This window comes from Marinomonas pollencensis (genome assembly GCF_003387375.1).
GTDB lineage: Bacteria > Pseudomonadota > Gammaproteobacteria > Pseudomonadales > Marinomonadaceae > Marinomonas > Marinomonas pollencensis.
In genome coordinates this window covers 191762-209667 of record NZ_QUNG01000005.1, presented here as the reverse complement: position 1 = coordinate 209667, position 17906 = coordinate 191762, and the positions used below count along the sequence as shown (strand labels likewise).

Sequence of the window (17906 nt, the reverse complement as noted above, 5' to 3'; positions counted from 1 at the left end):
TGGATACAAAATATATTTTGAGTAAAAAATAGCCATCAATATAACGTGATAATCTATAACGCATGTCTCTAAATTAGAGGCTTATGACGTTAGGAGAAGACTTTGTCTTATTTAGAAGAATTTATGCAGCAGTGGAAAATGTATTTAAAACAACATCTTTCCCATTTTGGGCTGAGCTATGTAGAAACAGATAGTGGTGATGATTTGGATGTTAAGGTGAACTCGTTAGCCTATTTTCGTGCTTTAAGAGAAACGTCTACGACACTTAATAGTCTGGATGACTCAAGGGATGATCTGGCTTGGACTATGTTAGAAAAACAATTATCAGCGCTTGCGCGTAAAGCCGAGGTAGGTACATCTAATCTTGCTGCTAAGTTGCACATTGATACTACTCAAATCCAGATCTCTCTCAATTTTAGTTACGATAATGAGCAGCATATTGTGTATGTGAGTTAGCCGCGGAAGGGGGCTAGCAAGCAGTGAATGTGCAGACGCGATTCCGCCCTGTCTGCTTTGCTTTATAAAGTGCAGAGTCCGCTTCTCGTAGGAGTTCATCAATATAGCAATGCAATCCAAGACTGAAGGTCATTCCAATGGAAACGGTGTAGTGAATTGTCTGCCCTTCATGGCTGATAAAACTGGTATCTGAAAGTGATTTACGCAGCGACTCTGCGATGTTTGAGGCTGCTGCTCGGTCTGTGTCTGGCAATAGAATAGCGAACTCTTCGCCACCGATACGGCCCATAATAGCGCCTTCAGGCAGGTTGCTGAGACTGTTTTTTGCCAGATGTTTTAACACTAGGTCACCGAGGTCGTGACCATGAATATCGTTTATCTTTTTGAAATGGTCGACGTCCATCATAAGTAGCGCGCAATTTTCTTTTAAGACGCTAGCTTGTTTTAGCATGTTACTACTGAGTTCAAAGAAGGAGCGGCGATTGGCAAGTCCTGTTAAGTAGTCAAAGTAAGCGCGGCGTTCTAATTCTTGGTGAGCATTGTGATTCTCGATGGCGATACTGGCGAGGTTGCTGGCGAATTGAATTTGCTCAATATCTTTTTGGCTAGGTGAAGGAGACGGGCTGTTATAAATGGCAAAAGTACCGAGTAATGTACCGTCAGCAGCTCTAATAGGGTCTGACCAACAAGAAGTAAGCCCTGCTTTTTGAGTCAATTCAGTAAAGGCTTGCCAATTAGGGTGTGTATTAATGTCTTCCACTATGATGTGTCGATTATGATACGCCGCAGCGCCACAAGAGCCGATATTAGGTCCTACTTGAATACCATGTATCGCTTGGTTGTAATACTCTGGGAAATTCGGCGCTGCCCCTAACCATAAGCATTGTTTTTGCTTGTCGTATAATAAAACGCTGCATAGGGACGGAGGGCTTTCCCTCTGTACCTGTTGAACAATCACAGTTAGCACATCTTTAAGAGAAGAGCTTTTCGCGACCATTTCTAGCATATCATTGTGGGCTTGTAGGCGTTGCTCAATGATCAAGTGATCGGTAATGTCATTCACATAAAAGAATTTTTTTCCTTCCGCTAGGGTCAAAGACACGCTGATTTGTCGAATTCTACCGTCTTTGATACGTACACTTGCCGTGAGGCAGGAGGAAGGTGTATTGAGTTCAGCTTTGGTTAACCATGTTGAAAAAGCTGGCGTGCTTGAGTCGCTAGTAGCAAAGGATTTAGTGTGCCAAGTGTCCATGTCTGGAATATCGCTGAGGGTATAGCCAAATAGTCTTTGGAAGGCATCATTGAGCAATAGGGTTTTTTGTGATTCAGCGTCAAATACACCAATTGCGATGGGAGCAAATTCTAATAGATTTTCTAACTGTGTTATTGGATTCGTCTCTGCCAATTTCATCATGCCATATGTCTCTCGTAAATCTTTTCCAATGGATGATCTTTAGCGCTTTGGGGCTGCGTTAAAGTAGTTTATTGGAGTGCTTCTAGCGTTTACTAAATATACAGTAAGTGAATGAGTTAAGGGCATCAATATTAGACATTTTTATGGCATTTTTTGTGACAGATTTGTAACTAAAGGTATGTGCCCGAAAGCAAAACGCCCCCACTGCGTGGTGCAATGGAGGCGGTTATCTTGCCCTGTAAGAGTGGGCTCGCCTGGGTTATAAAAAGCCGTTAACGGCGCTTTTTATTCGGCAAGTCAGTAATGGTTCCAGCCCCTAGTTCGGCTGCTAAGCCAACGCTTTCGTGTAAGCTTGGGTGAGCATGGATGGTTAAGGCGATGTCTTCTAACGTGGCCCCAAACTCAATAGCCAGCGTCAGCTCACCCAGAAGTTCACCAGCATGAGAGCCCACAATACCAGCGCCAAGCACACGTTGGCTTTCGTCGTCGTAGATCAACTTAGTTTTGCCTTTAGTAACGCCAGAAGCGATAGCGCGACCACTCGCAGTCCATGGGAAAACAGCGGATTTAACGGCAATATCTTGTTTTTTCGCTTCTGTTTCAGTTAAACCAACCCAAGCTACTTCAGGGAAAGTATAAGCAATAGAAGGAATAGCCAATGGTTGGAAATCAACCTTGTGTCCAGCGATAACCTCTGCGGTAATATGACCTTGATGAGACGCTTTGTGGGCCAGCATAGGGCCATGAGTCACATCACCAATGGCAAAGATATTAGGTATATTGGTTCTGCCTTGGGTATCGGTCAATACAAAACCACGCTCATCCAGTTCAACGCCCATTTCTGGAATGCCGGCTTTGCGGCCATTAGGTGAACGCCCTACCGCCACTAACACAGCATCAACCGCTAGATTCCGAGCACCATCTTTATCTTCTAAGGTGATGTTTAGCGCTTCAGGAGTCGCTTCGATGTTGGTCACTTGTGTTTTCGTTAAAAACGTCATGCGATCTTTGTTCACTTGCTCAAAAACGCGCACCAAATCTTTATCGGCCCCCGTCATAATTTGGTCGCCCAGCTCAGCTACGGTAATTTTCGAGCCTAGAGATTGATAGACAGTGGCCATTTCCAAACCAATAATCCCGCCGCCTAGCACCAATAAATGCTCTGGAATACGTTCCAATTGCAGTGCGCTGGTGGCGTCTAGAATACGTGGGTCATCATAAGGTACGAAAGGTAAGCGAATAGCACGAGAGCCGACCGCAATGATGGCGTTTTCGAATTCAACTTTCTCGTCTTTGCCGTCTTTACTGACAACAATAGAGTGCGTCGAATCAAATACACCTTCACCTTGCAGTATGTCAACTTTACGACCTTTTGCCATGAGCGCCAAATTACCGGTTAGGGTATCAACGGTGGATTGACGGTGATGGCGAATAGCATCTAAATCAATTTTTGGTTTAGGGAATTCAACACCATGACTTGGCTCATCAGCCGAGAGGATTTTCCCCGCTACATGCAATAGCGCCTTGGATGGAATACAGCCCACGTTTAAACAAACGCCACCGATGCGTTCGTGACGCTCGACCATTGCAACAGACAACCCTAGATCGGCTGCACGAAAGGCGGCAGCATAACCACCAGGACCACTGCCAAGAACCAAAAGATCGTATTTCATTATATGTCCTCTATATTCTATATTAAGAGTGAGAGACTACCTATCACTTGATAGGTGTAAATATAACTTGTCACTTTCGCTAAGGTCAATAAAATACCTACCTATAGATAGATTTATAAAGTTGGATAATGCAATGTCTGCAGAAAATATGTTTTCTCACAAACGTCTTCCTAGTATGGACACAAAAAGCAAAATATTGAATGCGGCTGAAGCGGCAATCGTTAAAGGAGGCTATGGCGCCTTTAGTTTCCGAGATATTGCGGAAGAAGTGGGTATTAAAAGTGCGAGCGTGCACTATCATTACCCGACTAAAGCTGACCTTGTGGTGGCTGTTATGGTGCGCTTTACCCACGATTTTCAGGCCGCATTACCCGATCCCAATACCCCTGATTTCGACGCTAAACGTACGCTCAATGCTTTTATTGATGGCTTTAGAGCGCAAAATGTAGAGCACCATAATATGAGCATCTGCACCATGCTAACAGCGGATAAACATCAGTTATCTGACGTGGTTAGCCAGTCCTTAGCGGATTTCTATCAAGTTAAATTAGACTGGTTAACAAGCGTGTTTAAGCGCTTAGAGGGTGGAACTGAAACCGCGGCACAGAACCGCGCCGGACAATTTATTGCTGCTTTGCACGGTGCATCTGTCTTGGTGCAGGCAACTGGCGAGCCAGCTTGGTATGAAAAAGTGGCATCTAGTTGGCGTCAGCCAGCGGACTAGACAGGTAAAGAATGGCAAATAGTGTGTTTTCCGCGGTTATTTGCCGATTTAAATGAGGTGGTTGTTTTGAGGCTAATTCGCCTTGATGTACTATGTGGGCTTATTTCATTCAGGCAAGATATTGTTAAAGATGAGCACAACAGACAAACATTTACATAATCCTACGTTTAAGTGGCGTTTTCTTCTTCCTCAGCATTGGCTGACTTGGATCGGCCTTTTTTTTGCCGCATTACTGGCATTTGTCCCATTTCGTTTACGCGATAAAATGGGCGCTAAAATTGCTCATTTCCTCGTTAAGCGTGATAACAGCGCGTTGAAGCGTGCTCGTTTAAACTTGCAGCACTGCTTTCCAGAAAAATCCCTTGCAGAACGAGAAGACATTCTGACACGCTGTTTTGAAACCGCCGTGCAGTTTTTTCTGGGCTATGCAGGCTTGTTGGTGCGCAGTAAAAAGCACACACAAGCCAAAGGGGTGATGATAGGAGGTGAGCACTTACTCCCGCTTCTTGATCGAGGAGAGAAGGTCATTGCCTTAGTCCCCCATTGCTGGGCGATCGATTATGCCGCGGTAATGATTGCCGCTAAAGGCTATCAAGTTTCCACCATGATGAAGCCGCAAAAGAAAGAAATTGTCGATTGGTTGATACACAAACAGCGAATGCAGTTTGGCGGTAAAATCTACCCAAGATCAGCGGGTATTAAACCTTTTTTGAAGTCCGTTAAAGAAGGCTATTTGGGCTACTATTTACCGGATGAAGATCTCGGCCCACAGCATTCTGTGTTTGTGCCTTTCTTTGGTGAAACCAAAGCGACTATGAAGGGCTTGGGCAAATTTGCCAAGCTGACAAAAGCGGTTGTGGTGCCAATGTTACCGACCTATAACGCGAAAAATGGTAAATACGAACTGTTTATTCTGCCCGCTCTGGAAAATTTTCCAACTGGAGATGAAGAACAAGATGCCATTGCGATGAACCAAGCGATGGAAACCTTGATCGCAGAGCACCCAGAGCAGTATATGTGGATTTTAAACCTGCTGCGCAGCCGCCCAGACGGCAGCAAGCTTTATTAACTTCAAAGAGACGACACTCAAAAACGAAACGTAAAATATGATGTTGTTGTAGAAGCGTTTTTTCTTCGTTGAAACGCCGCTTCTCCGCTTCATATGCTTTCACTTTCAATGATGAACTACGGCTCATCGATTGCCTGTTATTAACGACTAGGCTGAACCAAACGTGATGGAGTTCTTCATGTTAGACAGTACTAACCCTTCCCTTACCCGCCTTGATATTGATGCGGTAAAACGCTACTTGCTTACGCTACAAGATCAAATTTGTCAGGCTTTAGAAAGTGTTGAGCCAGAATGTCGATTTCGTGAAGATGCCTGGGATCGCCCTAACGGTGGCAGTGGTCGTACACGTGTCATTGCAGACGGTCAGGTTATTGAGAAAGGTGGGGTAAATTTCTCTCATGTGATGGGCGATAACCTCCCTCCTTCGGCAACGGCGGATCGTCCCGAATTAGCAGGTGGCAGCTTCGAAGCCATGGGGGTTTCCTTGGTGATTCATCCTAAAAACCCTATGGCGCCTACGTCCCATGCGAATGTGCGCTTATTTGTTGTGCATAAAGAAGGCATGGAGCCTGTTTGGTGGTTTGGCGGCGGTTTTGATTTAACCCCTTATTACGGTTTTGATGAAGACTGTGTTGATTGGCACCAAGCCGCTTTTGATGCCGTTGAACCGTTTGGTGAAGGTTATTATCAGCGCTTCAAACACTGGTGTGATGAGTATTTTTATCTTAAGCACCGTGGTGAGCCTCGTGGTATCGGCGGCTTGTTTTACGATGATTTTAACGAGGGCAGCTTTGAGCACAGCTTTGCCATGATGCGCGCGGTGGGGGATGCTTATAAAAAGGCGTATATGCCGATTTTAGAGCGTCGTAAGGACCTACCTTTTACTGAGCAGCAGCGTGATTTTCAGTTGCATCGTCGTGGCCGTTATGTGGAATTTAATTTGGTATTTGACCGCGGGACGCATTTTGGTTTGCAAAGCGGAGCAGGTCGAACCGAGTCGATTTTGATGTCCTTACCACCAGAAGTTCGCTGGACTTATGATTATCAAGTTGAGCCAGACAGCGAAGAAGCTAAATTGACAAGTTATTATTTGACGGCCAAAGACTGGCTGAACGCTTAACTAGTTAAAACAGTGCCACTAGGCTGCGATCCAGTGGCAAAAAATATTGAGATAAAGAGGCTAAATCGTGGATTCATACGCCGTTGTTGGTAACCCTATAGCACACAGTAAGTCGCCAAGTATTCATACGTATTTTGCGCAACAAACTCAGCAAAACTTAAGCTATTCGACGCTTTTAGGCGACGAAGAACGCTTTGAAGAACAAGTTAAAGAGTTTTTTCAAAACGGTGGTAAAGGCCTGAACGTGACTATGCCGTTTAAAGGTCGTGCTTATGATATGTGTGATGTGCTGAGCAAGCGAGCCAAGCAAGCGGGTGCGGTGAATACGCTAATGCTAGGCCGCAATGGCGACATTTTTGGTGATACCACAGATGGCGTAGGCATGGTCAACGACATTACTAAGAACCATGGGCAGTCTTTGCAAGGCAAGCGCGTGCTGATTATTGGCGCTGGTGGTGCAGTACGTGGTGTATTAGAGCCAGTATTAGCCGAGCAGCCAGCGTCAGTTACAGTAGTGAACCGCACTGTGTCAAAAGCCGAAGCATTGGCTGAGCAATACGCTTGTCTGGCGTCTTCATTTGACGATCTAGAAGGACGCTTTGATATCATTATTAATGGTTCTGCGAGCAGCATTTCAGGCAGCTTACCGCCGTTAAAAGACAGCATTATCGATGCGGATACTTGGTGCTATGACATGGCCTACAGTAAAGAACAGACGTTGTTTTTAAACTGGGCGGAACAACACGGAGCACAAGGTGTAGATGGTTTAGGTATGTTGGTTTGTCAGGCCGCTGAGTCGTTTTATTTATGGCGCCAAGTACGCCCTGAGACACGCTCTTTAGTCGCTAAAATGCGCCAAGAAATGGAAGCCTAAAGATGAAAGCGCAGTGGTTTAATCGCGTTGACCAGATAGGTGAAGCCAACTGGCAAGCGGCTATTGGTGAGACCCGTTATCCCTTTGCGCAATACGCCTTTCACCTCGCTTTGGAACAAAGTCGTAGTATTGGTGAAGGCACCGGCTGGTACCCAGAATACCTGCTGATTACTGATGCAGATGAGCTGGGCGAGGATCGACCATTAGCCATTGCCCCAACTTATCTTAAAATCCACTCACAAGGCGAGTTTGTCTTCGATTGGTCATGGGCGGATGCTTACCAGCGTTATGGTATGGAATACTACCCTAAGCGCATTTGGGCGATTCCCTTTTCTCCTGTCACTGGGCTGCGAATCTTCTCTCACCTTGATCCAAAAGGTGACGATGCCGACTTTGCCAATATGTATCCTGCATTGGCGAAACTGATGACGGACGCCAATCAAGAGCGTCATTTTTCAAGCTGGCATTTGCTCTTTACTAAGCCTGAACACGCTGACTTATTTCGTCACGATAAAACTCTATTACAGCGTATTTCCTGTCAGTTTCATTGGTTTAATCGTGATTATCGCGACATGGATGACTATTTCTCGCACTTCTCGAGTCGTAAGCGTAAAGCGGCGCGCAAAGAACGAGATAAGGTTGTCAAACAAGGCGTGACCTTAACCCGTACTCTGGGTAATGAACTGACGGCCGCTGAAATCGACTTCTTTTATCTGTGTTATCAATCAACTTATGCTAAACGTGGTCAGCAAGGTTATCTGACGCGAGAATTCTTTGGCTTGCTGGCCGAGACCATGGGCGATCAAATCCTCTTGGTGCAGGCCTACAGAGCAGGCGAAGCGATTGCTGCCTCGTGGTGTTTCTTTGACGACCATTCTTTATATGGGCGCTATTGGGGCTGCATGGAAGAAGTGGATTGCCTGCACTTTGAAGCCTGTTACTACCAAGGTATCGAGTTCTGCTTAGAAAAAGGGTTACAGCATTTCGATCCAGGTACTCAAGGGGAACACAAGATTGCTCGTGGCTTTGAACCTGTCTTTAGTTACAGTGTGCATTACATTGCTCATTCAGGGTTTCGAGAAGCGATTGGGAACTTCTGTGAGGAAGAAGCCGAAGCGGTGCGCGAGTACCATCAAGATACTCACGCCTTGTTGCCGTTTAAGCAAGAGTCTCACTAAGCTCGTCGCCCGCCAGACTGATGCTTAAGAATGCCACGATAAAGATGGCTTAAACGTCTTGGTGTGGGCCGAACAGTTCGTAATGAATACGGTCGGCTTCCACGCCTAATGTCAGTAGCTGCTGCTTAACAAACATCATGAAACCAACTGGCCCACAAAGGTAAAACTCCCCATCGGCTAATGGCAAAGCGTCTTTGATGTCTGCCAGCTGCATATTGCCTTCGTACACACCTTCTTCTGTTTCGTTAGCACGCTCATACCAAGTATGAACAGACAGTTGAGGCAACTGCGCTTTAAAGCTGTTTACATGCGCTTTAAAAGAATGCTGACCTTCGTGAGCACAAGCATGTAAGTAGCTAATTGGCTGGCTGTAACCTTGTTTGGCAAGTGTGTCCAAAATGGCTTGCATCGGTGTTAAGCCAACGCCACCAGAGATCAGTACAACCGGCTTTGCTTTGTCTTCGAAAACAAAGTCACCTGCTGGTGGCATCGCTTCGACAATGTCGCCAACATTGATGTGATCATGCAGATAGTTAGACATCACACCGGCCATTTCATCACGCCCTTCGCGTTTGACACTGATGCGGTAGTTTTTGCCATTGGCAGTAGTAGACAAAGAATACTGGCGAATTTCATCATACTGATTGCCTTTAGGGTGCACTTTAATGCCTAAGTATTGGCCAGGAATATAGTCAATTACAGGATTACCATCTACCGGCTCTAGAACGAAGCTAGTAACCAATTCAGATTCTGCTGTTTTAGACGCAACACGGAATTCACGAAAATCTTTCCAGCCACCGGTTTCAGCGGCATTTTTCGCGTATAGATCACCTTCGACCTTGATAAAGATTTCGGCTAATTGAGCATAAGCTGCTACCCAAGCTTCTTCCACGTCAGGAGTGAAAGCCTCTGGCGCAAGTTCACGCAGGGTTTCAATCAAGTGGTGGCCGACAATGTCGTATTGATCTGGCTGGATGTTGAAGCTAGTGTGTTTGTGAGCAATGCGCATCACTGCGCCGGTTAATACTTCCAGATTGTCGATATGAGTCGCGTAAGCCGCAATCGCATTAAACAAGGCCGCAGGTTGGCGACCTGTTTTCTGGTTTGTCATGTTGAAGATATCGCTCAACTCTGGGTTGTGAGTAAACATGCGTTTGTAGAAGTATTCAGTAATAGCAGGGCCTGCAGAGGCCAATAATGGGATAGTCGCTTTTACTGTGTCTATGTGTTTTTGAGATAGCATGGTGGTGCTCCTTTCTACAGAAATATCGTTGTTAAATCTTAATTACTCTTTCTATAGCGAAAGTCGTGCCAACAAAATAAAGCCATATATTTCAATTGCTTAAAAAATATCATAATTATAAAGAGTCATTTTGACACAAATATAAATAGGTCGTTTTATTTCCTTTGTGTCAAAATGACTCTATTAAAGTGATTTCATAGGTTGAAGAAGATGAATCAGGTTTCAAACAATGCTTTGCTGAGTTTTGCACTGGATCTGGCCAGCGCCGTTACGCAAGCGAATCGATTCGAGCAATTAGTCTATGCGGTGCGCGCAACGATTAATTGTGATGCGGTGGTATTGCTGATCCATCATCACGGTGTATTGACTCCGATCGCTCAGCGCGGTTTGTCAGAAGACTTAATGGGACGGCGTTTTACCATTACCGAGCATCCTAGGTTAAAGGAAATCTGTGCGGGCCATTACCCAGTACGCTTTCCTGCGGATTCTCCTTTGCCTGACCCTTATGACGGCATGGTGTTAGGTCATGATGAGCATTTACGAGTGCACTCATGTATGGGTGTTCCCTTGTATTTATCAGGCAAGCTTATTGGAGTGGTAACGTTAGACAGTATTACCCCTAATGTATTTGATGATATTGATTCCAGAGCACTGGAGATCATTGGCACCATGGCGGCAATGACTCTAAATACCGCGATGTTAATGGAGCAATTAGAGACGAAATCGCAACGCGCAGAACACGCCCTGCAGGCCATGAGTGAACAAGCCACAAGCAAAAATGGCCATGAAATGATTGGGCAAAGTGACGTGATGAAAGCGCTGCAACAAGCGATTCAGTTGGTTGCTCCTTCCGACTTTGCCATTTTAATTGAAGGCGAAACTGGCGTGGGCAAAGAGCTGGTGGCGCGTTCGCTGCATCATGCCTCTCATCGTAGCCAGTCACCTATGGTGTATGTAAATTGTGCTGCCATTCCGCAGAACTTGATTGAAAGTGAGCTTTTTGGCCATGTAAAAGGAGCCTTTACTGGCGCCGATCGTGACCGCGAAGGAAAGTTTGTGCTTGCCGATGGTGGCACGCTCTTTTTGGATGAAATTGGTGAGCTGCCATTAGAAGTGCAAGGCAGTTTATTGCGAGCGATTCAAAACCAAGAAATTCAGGCGGTGGGCAAGGATGAAATCCGCAAAGTTGATGTACGGATTATTGCTGCGACTAATCGTCGTTTAGAACAGGAAGTAGCGGAGCACCGCTTTCGCTCAGATTTGTTTCATCGCCTTAGTGTGTTTCCTATTCAAGTGCCTGCCTTAAAAGAACGCAGTGGCGATGTACCATTGTTGGCAGGTTATTTTGCGGAAAGTTTTCGTCGCAAACTAGGGCTTCAACAACTGACATTATCTGCTGCTGCGATTTCTTTGTTAGAAGCCTATCATTGGCCGGGTAATGTGCGTGAGCTAGAGCATGTGATTTCTCGAGCCGCGTTATTTGCTAAAGCCGATGCGCCGACTGGCATTACCGTTATTACGCCTCAGCATCTTACTGGGTTACAAATAGATCCTGCTTATAAAAACCAGATACAGAAGCAAGAAATTGACTCAGAACCCCCTCAAGAAAGCTTTGTCGAAGCCATTGATTTACGAGCAGAAACTGAACGTTATCAAAAGGATAGAATTCGTCGAGCATTAGAAGCTAGCGGTGGTAATTGGTCGCAAGCTGCGCGCTATTTGTCCATGGATCGCGCTAATCTAGCGCGCTTGGCGAAGCGCTTAGGCATTAGTGTAGGCAAAGCGATAAAAAGTTAGTCGCTCTGACCATGGCGGGCGGCACTGACCTGACGGACCCGTTCTGCAGGAAACTCAAGCTGAGTAAGCAAATAAGACCGTAGCTCGTCTTGATAACCTAGCTCTATTAACGCCGCTTCCATGCAATTGAGCCACATGGCCTTTTCTTTCTCAGTGACGACCAAGTGAGCATGGGCTTGCGGTAGGCTAATAGGGCCAAATTTTTTCGAAAATAAACGTTCTCCTCCCATCCAACCGGATAAGAAAGCCACGAGTTTTTCGATGGTCAGTTCGATATTATTGGGGTGCATGTCAAATAACGGCCGAAATTCTGGCGTATTTTCCATCAGTCGATAGAAGGTTTCGACCAATGTTTGTAACCCCGATAATCCTCCGACGGCTTGCAATGTTCCATCGCCTTCGCCATAAGGTGGACGAAAAGAGTCTGTCATTTACTCTGTATCCGATGTGCTGCTATCGGCTTTTTTGTCATTTTTAGCACGATCCATCTTGATGGAATTACGATAGCCACCCACTGCGGCTAATGCACCAATAATAAAGCTCATATAGAGCGGAATTTGGAACAGCATGGTGATGCTGATAAACACACAACCTACGGCCAATCCTTCGATTAAAGGTCTAAGTTGCTTTTTCATAGAGTCTCCGGTGCATAAAAAATAAGCGCGAGTTTAGCAAAATTTTCAGACCTTGTAGTCCTTATTGTGGAAAAAAGCATCAGTTATCCCAGAAAAAAAGACAATATTTAATGGGATAACTTTTTCTCTATAAAAATGACTTATTCCCAAAAATACGAAGAAATCGAGAAAAACTGGCGTTGAGCAAGGCAGAATCTGTTAAAAATACCGCTTTGAAGTGGCTATTTGTGTATAAATAGGTAAATTACCCACACAGAAAAGAAAACCGGCGAGGCAATCTCTCCGTATTTTTATCCACAGAAGTTAAAGTATCCACAAGGACGTCATTTCGGTGCCTTTTTTTAGTTTTCAACAGATTATCCACTCTTATAAAAACGATGCCGCTTTACATCAAAAAATTTGGCGCATGGCGTGGCCTCCTATGGTATCCAATATTACGACGCCGTTATTAGGATTGGTTGATACCGCTGTTGTTGGCCATTTAGGAACCGCGACGCACCTTGGCGCAGTGGCGATTGGCGCGAGTATTTTCAGCTTTCTATTCTGGGCATTTGGCTTTTTGCGCATGGGATCAACCGGACTGACGGCACAAGCCTTAGGTCAAGGTGATGATCGGCGTGTTCGCGAGTTGCTATTACAGTCCATTCTTATGGGTGTCTTCATTGGCTTAATGCTGATTCTCTTTCGTCAGCCGATTATCGATTTGGCGATTCGCTTAATGGCCCCCAGTGCCGATGTGGAGCCTTGGGCACGTTTGTATTGCGAAGCTCGAATTTACAGTGCGCCAGCGGTATTGGCTGGTTATGCATTAATGGGTTGGTTTTTTGGCGTGCAATATTCCAAGGGCCCATTATGGATGTTGCTGATCATCAATATTGCGAACATGATCTTAGACTATGCCGCAGTGTATGGCTTGGGGATGGCCAGCGATGGCGTCGCTTGGGCGACTGTGATTGCACACTATATTGGTGTCACTGTCGCCGCCGTGCTGGCATGGCATAAGCTAAAAGGTTTTAAGGGCCATGTACCGCTTAAAGCCTTGGCAAAATGGCGTGAATACATGGCTTTGATTCGGGTTAACCGCTACTTGTTTGTGCGCACCATTTTATTGTTACTCGTTATGCTCTTCTTTACTGCGCAAGGCGCTCGTCAGGGCGATTCGATTCTGGCTGCCAATGCGGTATTGCTGACATTTTTAATGATTATTTCCAATGGCTTAGATGGTTTCGCTTTTTCGGTGGAAGCCTTATGTGGCGAATATTATGGACGCAAGGATAAAGCTTCGTTTCAAAAAGTATTGCGTCTTTCTACCTATTGGGCATGCTTTGCGGCGTTAATATTGGTCTTTGTATTTTGGCTATTTGGAAATCAAATTATAGGTCTTTTGACCAGTGTAGAATCTGTTCGAGAGGACGCAGCTCTGTACCTACCCTGGCTTATTGTCTTCCCTCTGTTAGGTATTTGGTCCTTTATGTTGGATGGCGTATTTATTGGTACAACGAGTGTTAAACAGATGCAAAATACCATGATAGTGTGTGTTATCGGCGTCTTTTTCCCTGTCTGGTATGTTACTCAGGGGTTAGGCAATCATGGATTATGGCTTAGCCAGGCGCTGTTGTTTATTGCTCGTGGCGTCACCTTATATTGGTGCTACCTACAAAATATGAAGAAAGGGGTGTGGTTTAGTGATACTCATAAGGCAGGCAGCAGCGAGCCAAATTAGTCGCTGCTCTGTTGCCTTTAGGTGATTAAGGTTTGAGGCTCTCGTTACGTCTGAGGGAGCGCTGGATACGGGTTTCCTCTTGACGCATTTTGAGCAGATTTTCCTCCACAAACACCAAGTGAGCATGGGCAGCGTTACGTGCTCCTTCCGCATCACCTGACATAATAGCCTTATACATAGCGCGATGCTGATCCATAATTTGCTTACGTGCTGCTTTCTTTTCAAACAGGTTTTTTAAATTTGCCGAAATGCTGCTGGCTAAAATAGAAAATAAGCTGCGTAAGGTATGAAGCAATACAACGTTGTGCGCAGATTCGGCGATGATCATATGAAATTCTGCATCTAACTTAGCTTCTAAGGCGAAATTCTGTTGCCGATTGGCCTGTTCTAATTGCTCAAAACATTGGCCTAATCGTGCTTTGTCTGCTTCAGTACTTCGATGTGCCGCATAATACGCGGACAGACCTTCTAGCGCGTCACGAAACTCAAGTTGATCGTATAAAAACTCATCGTGGGCGCTCAGTAAGTCGTGCAAAGGATCGGCAAATGAGCTTCCTATTTGCTCTGAGACATAGGTGCCGCCACCGTGACGACTATAGAGAATACCGCGGGCGATTAATTTCTGAATTGCCTCTCTTAATGAAGGGCGAGAAACCTCAAATCGTGTCGCCAGCTCACGCTCTGGTGGTAATTTCTGGCCTGGGGTGAAGCTACCTTCTAAAATCATGCTTTCTAACTGCTGCATAATAATATCTGAGATTTTGGCCTGTTTAACACGGGCAAAGCGATTGGTTTCCATCGGCTTATTGGTCCATATGGTGGTTAAGTAAACGCCAGTTACAGAAGCACTTTTGGTCTTATTAACGGCTTGAAATGCTTCCTGTTGATAAGATTAAAAGTGGTAAAACCAATATAAAATGACGCTAAAATCCTCTAACTCTCAAGTATCTTATAGGTTGACAAATGTGGTCGGGATTTTTATTGTAGCTCAGGTTTATAAGGTAAATTGGTATTACCAATTTATTATTTTTGCCCTATCTCTGTCCAGTTATTTATCTGTTTAAATAACCAAAATAATAAAAAGTTAGCTGGCCCTTGTGCCTGGGATGCATTGTTATGACTTCTCCATTGTTAGCCTCAAAAAATACCGACTTTCATTATGAAGCACTGTACCGTGTGCTGCTGAACAGCATAGACGAGGCGCGTTTGATACGAGATCCTTTACGGACTTTGGCCTATGGCACAGACGCCAGCTTTTATCGCTTAGTACCACAGTTGGTGGTGCGCGTGGACAACGAAGAAGAAGTACGTTTGGTATTAAAAGAGGCACAGTTGAGAAAGCTACCTGTGACCTTTAGAGCTGCTGGTACGAGCTTATCTGGTCAGGCGGTAACCGATTCCATCTTAATTCAGCTTTCCGATAACTGGAAAAGCCACGCGATTCATCAGCATGGGCAAATCATTTCGCTGCAGCCAGGTATTATCGGAGCCCGAGCCAATCAATTGCTGGCCCCTTTTCAGCGCAAAATAGGCCCAGATCCCGCCTCCATTAACGCCTGTATGATAGGGGGGATTGCGGCTAATAATGCCAGTGGTATGTGCTGTGGTACCGCGCAAAACAGCTATAACACCATTCAAAGCGCACGAATTTTATTAGCCGATGGCACGCTTCTCGACACAGCCGATGAGTCGAGCAAGGCAAGCTTTGCCCAAACCCACGGGGAGTTGCTGGCGACCTTAAAAGGGTTGGGTGAAAAAACCCGAGGAAATGCGGCGCTTGCCGACAAAATAAGACACAAATATCGATTAAAAAACACAACAGGATACAGCCTAAACAGCCTGGTGGATTACCAAGATCCCTTTGATATCCTGTTGCACCTGATGATTGGCTCTGAAGGGACGTTGGGCTTTTTAAGTGAAGTGACTTATCAAACCGTCGTGGATCACCCTATTAAAGCCGCGGCCATGCTGTTTTTTGACGACATGGAAAGAACCTGCCGTGCCGTAACGGCATTAAAAAGTGCCCCTGTTTCTGCTGTAGAGCTGATTGATCGTGCTGGTTTGCGTGCGGTTGAAGGGAAGCCTGGAATGCCAGACATGCTGACAACATTGGGCGATCAAGCCGCAGGCTTATTGATTGATGTGCGCGCAGCAGACGCCCAAGAGTTGGCCCATAATCTTGAGTTGGTGTCCTCTTCCCTGACAGGCTGCGAGCCTTTGAATCCGATTGAATTTACCCAACAGAAAGACATTTACGACTCCTATTGGAAAATTCGTAAAGGGCTCTTTCCCGCTGTAGGCGCGGTTCGCCCTGTTGGAACAACGGTGATTATCGAAGACGTGGCTTTTCCCGTTGAGCAATTAGCCGAAGGCGTATTAGAGCTACAAGGTGTGTTTCAAAAACATGGTTATGACGAGGCGATTTTGTTTGGTCATGCTTTAGAGGGCAATCTTCATTTTGTTTTTACCCAAGGTTTTGATGCCCCAGCCGAAGTGATCCGCTACGAAAAACTGATGGATGAAGTAGCTCAGTTAGTGGCGGTAAAATACCAAGGCTCCCTGAAGGCTGAGCATGGCACTGGTCGTAATATGGCGCCTTATGTCTCCCTTGAATGGGGGCAAGAAGCCTACGACATTATGTGGGAGATTAAACGGGCATTTGACCCTGAAGGCTTGCTCAATCCTGATGTGATTTTGACCCACAATGCCAACCTTCATGTACAAAACTTGAAACCCTTACCCAAGGCAAACGACAAGGTGGATACTTGTATAGAATGCGGCTTCTGCGAATCATCGTGCCCTTCTAAATCCCTGACCTTGACCCCTCGTCAACGCATCGTTATTTGGCGTGAGATCCAACGTCTAAGTGTGACAAAGGATCAGCCAGAGCGCTTAGCTCTATTGAAAAAAGACTATGATTATCAAGGTGTTGATACTTGTGCAGGCTGTGGTCTGTGTTCTATGCAATGTCCGGTTGGTATCAATACTGGCGATTTAACTCGAGAGCTGCGACACGACCGTATTCCAGATAGTAAGGTGGGATATTGGATTGGAGATCACTTTGAAGGAGTTACAAAAACCGCGCGCTTAGGACTTGCTTCGGCATCAGTCATGAAGAACATAGTGGGTGATGCCGGTATGAAAGTACTCACTGGGGCTGCGAATAAAGTCTCAGCCGGTGTCGTACCTAAGTGGCGTTCAACTATGCCGAAGGCGTCCATTCCTCTGAAAACCTTGCTTGAAAACAGTGATTGTAGCGCCACTGAGAGTGACCAACTTACGGTGGTGTATTTACCCAGCTGTGCCACACGAGTAATGGGCAGTAGCCCTGCATCGAAAGATCAGCGTTCAGTGATGGAAGTGATGTTGAGTGTGCTGAACAAATCGGGATATCGAGTGATTATTCCCGACGGCGTAGAAAGTAGCTGCTGTGGTTTGGCTTTTCAGAGTAAAGGGCAGTTCGCTGTCGCAGAGCAAAAAGCCAATGACCTCAATACATTGTTATTAGCCGCCAGTGAAAATGGTCGCTATCCCATTGTCTGTGATACCAGCCCTTGTTTGCTGCGTATGAAAGAAACCTTGGACGAGAAACTGAAGCTGTACGAGCAGGTGTCGTTTATAAATGAATTTGCTTTGCCACATTTACAGATCAGCAAAAAGTCAGCTCGTATTGCGGTGCACGTTACCTGCAGTACTACTCGTATGGGATTAGCCGATAGTTTTGTTTCGCTTGCGCAACAGCTTGCTGATGAAGTGGTGCTTCCGCCAGACATTACTTGTTGTGGTTTCGCTGGAGATAAGGGCTTTTCCACCCCGGAACTGAACGCGAGCGCGCTGAAAACCTTACCCAAAGCGGTAGCGGGATGTGACGCGGGTTACTCCAATAGCCGCACCTGTGAAATTGGCTTGAGTGAACACAGTGGCTTGGATTATCAATCCATCGTGTATCTGGTGGATGAGTTAAGCCAGCCCCGTTAAGAGGCTGTACTCTAAAAGACTA

15 protein-coding genes are annotated in these 17906 nt (G+C 45.7%); 9 read left to right on the top strand and 6 right to left on the bottom strand.

Going from position 1 to position 17906, the window contains the following annotated elements; translation table 11 throughout:
• Nucleotides 1-102: 102 nt before the first annotated feature.
• Nucleotides 103-456 carry a hypothetical protein gene (locus DFP81_RS09375; protein ID WP_245959129.1) on the top strand — a complete coding sequence of 118 codons (354 nt, stop codon included), beginning with the start codon at nt 103-105 and terminating at the stop codon, nt 454-456.
• A 13-nt stretch (nt 457-469) separates the two neighbouring features.
• Here DFP81_RS09375 and DFP81_RS09370 read toward each other — a convergent pair whose 3' ends face one another.
• Together DFP81_RS09370 and lpdA are read right to left on the bottom strand one after the other, a co-directional pair.
• Nucleotides 470-1870 carry a sensor domain-containing diguanylate cyclase gene (locus DFP81_RS09370; protein WP_115897510.1) on the bottom strand — a complete coding sequence of 467 codons (1401 nt, stop codon included), beginning with the start codon at nt 1868-1870 and terminating at the stop codon, nt 470-472.
• A 272-nt stretch (nt 1871-2142) separates the two neighbouring features.
• On the bottom strand, nt 2143-3543 hold the full coding sequence (gene lpdA / locus DFP81_RS09365) for a dihydrolipoyl dehydrogenase (protein ID WP_115897509.1): 1401 nt from the start codon (nt 3541-3543) through the stop codon (nt 2143-2145).
• Between the two features lie 133 nt (nt 3544-3676).
• On the opposite strand from lpdA, the gene DFP81_RS09360 reads away from it, so the two are divergent.
• The 5 genes from DFP81_RS09360 (at nt 3677) to DFP81_RS09340 (ending at nt 8508) form a co-directional block, all read left to right on the top strand.
• Nucleotides 3677-4267 carry a TetR/AcrR family transcriptional regulator gene (locus tag DFP81_RS09360; protein WP_115897508.1) on the top strand — a complete coding sequence of 197 codons (591 nt, stop codon included), beginning with the start codon at nt 3677-3679 and terminating at the stop codon, nt 4265-4267.
• A gap of 130 nt (nt 4268-4397) precedes the next feature.
• Nucleotides 4398-5336 carry a lauroyl-Kdo(2)-lipid IV(A) myristoyltransferase gene (gene lpxM, locus DFP81_RS09355; RefSeq protein ID WP_115897631.1) on the top strand — a complete coding sequence of 313 codons (939 nt, stop codon included), beginning with the start codon at nt 4398-4400 and terminating at the stop codon, nt 5334-5336.
• Nucleotides 5337-5514: 178 nt separating this feature from the next.
• On the top strand, nt 5515-6456 hold the full coding sequence (gene hemF, locus DFP81_RS09350) for an oxygen-dependent coproporphyrinogen oxidase (protein ID WP_115897507.1): 942 nt from the start codon (nt 5515-5517) through the stop codon (nt 6454-6456).
• Between the two features lie 67 nt (nt 6457-6523).
• Nucleotides 6524-7330, top strand: coding sequence for a shikimate dehydrogenase (gene aroE, locus DFP81_RS09345; RefSeq protein WP_115897506.1), 807 nt, complete (start codon nt 6524-6526; stop codon nt 7328-7330).
• A gap of 2 nt (nt 7331-7332) precedes the next feature.
• Nucleotides 7333-8508, top strand: coding sequence for a GNAT family N-acetyltransferase (locus tag DFP81_RS09340; RefSeq protein WP_115897505.1), 1176 nt, complete (start codon nt 7333-7335; stop codon nt 8506-8508).
• 49 nt (nt 8509-8557) lie between these two features.
• On the opposite strand, the gene hmpA is transcribed toward DFP81_RS09340, so the two are convergent.
• The gene (gene hmpA, locus DFP81_RS09335) at nt 8558-9751 is read right to left on the bottom strand and encodes an NO-inducible flavohemoprotein (protein ID WP_115897504.1); all 1194 of its coding nucleotides are present in this window, start codon (nt 9749-9751) and stop codon (nt 8558-8560) included.
• Between the two features lie 210 nt (nt 9752-9961).
• On the opposite strand from hmpA, the gene norR reads away from it, so the two are divergent.
• On the top strand, nt 9962-11548 hold the full coding sequence (gene norR / locus DFP81_RS09330) for a nitric oxide reductase transcriptional regulator NorR (protein WP_115897503.1): 1587 nt from the start codon (nt 9962-9964) through the stop codon (nt 11546-11548).
• On the opposite strand, the gene DFP81_RS09325 is transcribed toward norR, so the two are convergent.
• Complete coding sequence (locus DFP81_RS09325; RefSeq protein ID WP_115897502.1) at nt 11545-11979, bottom strand: group II truncated hemoglobin; 435 nt, start codon at nt 11977-11979, stop codon at nt 11545-11547. The genes norR and DFP81_RS09325 overlap by 4 nt on opposite strands.
• On the bottom strand, nt 11980-12183 hold the full coding sequence (locus tag DFP81_RS09320) for a hypothetical protein (protein ID WP_115897501.1): 204 nt from the start codon (nt 12181-12183) through the stop codon (nt 11980-11982).
• 406 nt (nt 12184-12589) lie between these two features.
• On the opposite strand from DFP81_RS09320, the gene DFP81_RS09315 reads away from it, so the two are divergent.
• A complete protein-coding gene (locus DFP81_RS09315; RefSeq protein WP_115897630.1) occupies nt 12590-13906 on the top strand; it encodes an MATE family efflux transporter in 1317 nt (438 codons plus the stop codon).
• A 25-nt stretch (nt 13907-13931) separates the two neighbouring features.
• On the opposite strand, the gene DFP81_RS09310 is transcribed toward DFP81_RS09315, so the two are convergent.
• Nucleotides 13932-14705 (bottom strand): FCD domain-containing protein, encoded by a 774-nt coding sequence (locus DFP81_RS09310; RefSeq protein ID WP_115897500.1) that lies wholly within the window; start codon nt 14703-14705, stop codon nt 13932-13934.
• A 317-nt stretch (nt 14706-15022) separates the two neighbouring features.
• Here DFP81_RS09310 and DFP81_RS09305 point away from each other — a divergent pair, with 317 nt between their 5' ends.
• Nucleotides 15023-17884, top strand: coding sequence for an FAD-binding and (Fe-S)-binding domain-containing protein (locus DFP81_RS09305; protein WP_115897499.1), 2862 nt, complete (start codon nt 15023-15025; stop codon nt 17882-17884).
• The last annotated feature ends 22 nt before the right edge of the window (nt 17885-17906 follow it).

Excerpts from the sequence above, each read along its gene's own strand:
- DFP81_RS09370 (WP_115897510.1), bottom strand. The coding sequence starts at position 1,870 with ATGATGAAATTGGCAGAGACGAATCCAATAACACAGTTAGAAAATCTA.
- lpdA (WP_115897509.1), bottom strand. The coding sequence starts at position 3,543 with ATGAAATACGATCTTTTGGTTCTTGGCAGTGGTCCTGGTGGTTATGCT.
- DFP81_RS09360 (WP_115897508.1), top strand. The coding sequence starts at position 3,677 with ATGTCTGCAGAAAATATGTTTTCTCACAAACGTCTTCCTAGTATGGAC.
- lpxM (WP_115897631.1), top strand. The coding sequence starts at position 4,398 with ATGAGCACAACAGACAAACATTTACATAATCCTACGTTTAAGTGGCGT.
- hemF (WP_115897507.1), top strand. The coding sequence starts at position 5,515 with ATGTTAGACAGTACTAACCCTTCCCTTACCCGCCTTGATATTGATGCG.
- DFP81_RS09340 (WP_115897505.1), top strand. The coding sequence starts at position 7,333 with ATGAAAGCGCAGTGGTTTAATCGCGTTGACCAGATAGGTGAAGCCAAC.
- hmpA (WP_115897504.1), bottom strand. The coding sequence starts at position 9,751 with ATGCTATCTCAAAAACACATAGACACAGTAAAAGCGACTATCCCATTA.
- norR (WP_115897503.1), top strand. The coding sequence starts at position 9,962 with ATGAATCAGGTTTCAAACAATGCTTTGCTGAGTTTTGCACTGGATCTG.
- DFP81_RS09325 (WP_115897502.1), bottom strand. The coding sequence starts at position 11,979 with ATGACAGACTCTTTTCGTCCACCTTATGGCGAAGGCGATGGAACATTG.
- DFP81_RS09320 (WP_115897501.1), bottom strand. The coding sequence starts at position 12,183 with ATGAAAAAGCAACTTAGACCTTTAATCGAAGGATTGGCCGTAGGTTGT.
- DFP81_RS09315 (WP_115897630.1), top strand. The coding sequence starts at position 12,590 with ATGGCGTGGCCTCCTATGGTATCCAATATTACGACGCCGTTATTAGGA.
- DFP81_RS09310 (WP_115897500.1), bottom strand. The coding sequence starts at position 14,705 with ATGGAAACCAATCGCTTTGCCCGTGTTAAACAGGCCAAAATCTCAGAT.
- DFP81_RS09305 (WP_115897499.1), top strand. The coding sequence starts at position 15,023 with ATGACTTCTCCATTGTTAGCCTCAAAAAATACCGACTTTCATTATGAA.